The 2113-nt window shown below is 53.6% G+C and carries 4 protein-coding genes; 1 reads left to right on the top strand and 3 read right to left on the bottom strand.

Annotated elements, in window-relative coordinates:
- Positions 1-306: TetR/AcrR family transcriptional regulator C-terminal domain-containing protein (locus ACWB12_RS00325; RefSeq protein ID WP_479528061.1), on the top strand; the 306-nt coding region annotated here is incomplete at its 5' end.
- A gap of 9 nt (positions 307-315) precedes the next feature.
- On the opposite strand, the gene ACWB12_RS00320 is transcribed toward ACWB12_RS00325, so the two are convergent.
- From ACWB12_RS00320 to ACWB12_RS00310, 3 genes are all read right to left on the bottom strand, one after another.
- A complete protein-coding gene (locus ACWB12_RS00320; protein WP_479528060.1) occupies positions 316-1041 on the bottom strand; it encodes an NYN domain-containing protein in 726 nt (241 codons plus the stop codon).
- Positions 1042-1044: 3 nt separating this feature from the next.
- Positions 1045-1872, bottom strand: a complete 828-nt coding sequence (gene fghA / locus ACWB12_RS00315; RefSeq protein WP_479528059.1) for an S-formylglutathione hydrolase — start codon at positions 1870-1872, stop codon at positions 1045-1047.
- Positions 1869-2113, bottom strand: a 245-nt coding sequence (locus ACWB12_RS00310; RefSeq protein ID WP_479528058.1) for an OST-HTH/LOTUS domain-containing protein, incomplete at its 5' end; no start/stop codon positions are given. The genes ACWB12_RS00310 and fghA, both read right to left, overlap by 4 nt.

Raw genomic sequence — 2113 nt, 5'->3', positions numbered from 1 at the left:
GGGTTAAGCATGTATCGCATCAGCACCGCAGAATCAGGGCGGTTCCCCGAGTTAGGTCAACGGTTCTATAAATCCGGCCCGCTATTGGTGCGTGAACGTCTGGTCCAGTATTTCCACGAGGCCGTTGACAAGGGGCAGCTGGATATCACCGATTTCGATTTGGCCGCAGACCAGTTTGCCGAGCTGTGCAAGGCGTCATTCTTTCCCAGCCTACTATGCGGGTTGGAAACCACGTTTACGCACGAAGAAATTGATCGCGTTCTGAACGGCGCGGTCGAGATGTTCATGGCGCGGCACGGGGTTTAAGGGTGAAAGCTACGGCCTACGCCGAACTTTATTTTCTTTCCCTGCTTCGTTCACCTCAAATGCACCTGCTTTTTTCAATAACATGGTTAGATTATCACACCCATAACTGCGCGGATCAAATTCTGGGTCGGCAGAAGTAATCCGTTTATTCAGCGGACCAACACGCAACCACCCTGCATCAGGGCTATACGTGCGCATTGCGGTCATAATTAGGGGCACAGCTTTTGAGGGTGGGAATGCTTTGGATGCTTCGCCAGCTTCATTTTGATCACTCCCCGCCTCTGTAATCTCCTTCAAATTTTCAATGAAAATGAATCGTTTGCAGGCTTTGCGAAAAGACTCAGGCGTTTTGCGCTGACCAATACCAAATACATCCAACCCTTGTTCCCTGATCCGGCTGGCCAGCCTGGTGAAATCACTGTCAGAAGACACCAGAACAAAACCGTCAAAACGCCCTGAATGCAAAAAGTCCATCGCGTCTATTACCAATGCAATATCCGAGGCATTCTTGCCCACAGTGTTGGCAGGTTGATGGTGTGGAACAATCCCGTGTTCCACCTGAACTGAAGACCAGCCTTTCATCTGGGGGCTTGCAAAATCGCCATAGATACGGCGCACGCTTGCTTCACCCAGTGATGCAATCTCGTCAAAGATAACTTTTGCCGATTTGTGAGAGGTATTATCAGCATCTATCAACACAGCCAAAAGAGGCACGTCATTGTCTCGCATGGGCATATCTTACTTCCCCAACCTCTCCGCATGCCATTTCACATGATCTCTGGCAAAGGTTGTTATGAAGTAATAGCTGTGGTCATAGCCTTGCTGCATGCGGAATGTGCTGGGGATGCGGGCGGTGGCTAGGGCCGCTGACAGGGCTTCGGGTTTCAGCAGGTCGAGGAATTGATCCGCGGTGCCCTGGTCGACCAGCACGTCGCGGGGCCAGCCTTTGCTGCCCGCCAACAGGGCCGCGTCATGGGCCGCCCATGTGGTCTCGTCGTCGCCCAGATAGGCCGACAATTGCACGCGGCCCCAGTCGGATGCGGTCGGGTTGGCGATGGGTGCGAAGGCCGAAACCGAAGTGAACACATCGGGGTTGTTCAGCGCCAAAGTCAGCGCGCCGTGGCCACCCATCGAATGACCAGTGATGCCGCGTTTGTCGTTGACGGGGAAGTGTTTGGCGATCAATGCGGGGAGTTCATTCAGCACATAATCGTACATCTGGAAGTGCGCCGCCCAAGGCTCATTCGTTGCGTTCACATAGAACCCGGCACCCTGACCCAAGGCATAATCCTCGTCATCCGCCACGCCTTCGCCGCGCGGTGATGTGTCAGGGTAAATCACCGCAATCCCGCGCTTGGCTGCGTGTTCCTGCAGCGCCGCTTTGGTCATCGCGTTCTCGTGGGTGCAGGTCAGGCCCGACAAATACCACAGCGCCGGAACCGGCCCCGATTTGGCCTGTGGCGGCAAATATACCGCAAAGGTCATGTCGCAATTGCAGGCGGTTGATGCGTGGCTGTAAACGCCCTGAGTGCCGCCGAAACAAGTGTTTTCCGAGATGGTTATCATTCTACGCCTTTTCCGTTGTTTCTTTTGACTCTTATGGGGGCAACACTTCGATCAACAGTAAAATGACCAGCTTTCTCCAATAAAGTGCTTAAATTTGGGCAACCATAGGTCCGCGAGTCAAAGTCGGGATTGTTCGCCATCAATTTATGCCCCAAGGAGCCAAGATTGTACCAGCCATCTTCTGTCTCGATACTTTGCATGGCCGTGCGAATGAGGGGGACCGCCTTTGAAGGAGGAGCTT

This window comes from Profundibacter sp. (genome assembly GCF_056498605.1).
The sequence above is the reverse complement of the archived record's forward strand: the minus strand, read 5'-3'. Positions and strand labels throughout refer to the sequence as shown.

Coding starts and splice junctions, on each gene's coding strand:
- ACWB12_RS00320 (WP_479528060.1), bottom strand. CDS start 1,041: ATGCCCATGCGAGACAATGACGTGCCTCTTTTGGCTGTGTTGATAGAT.
- fghA (WP_479528059.1), bottom strand. CDS start 1,872: ATGATAACCATCTCGGAAAACACTTGTTTCGGCGGCACTCAGGGCGTT.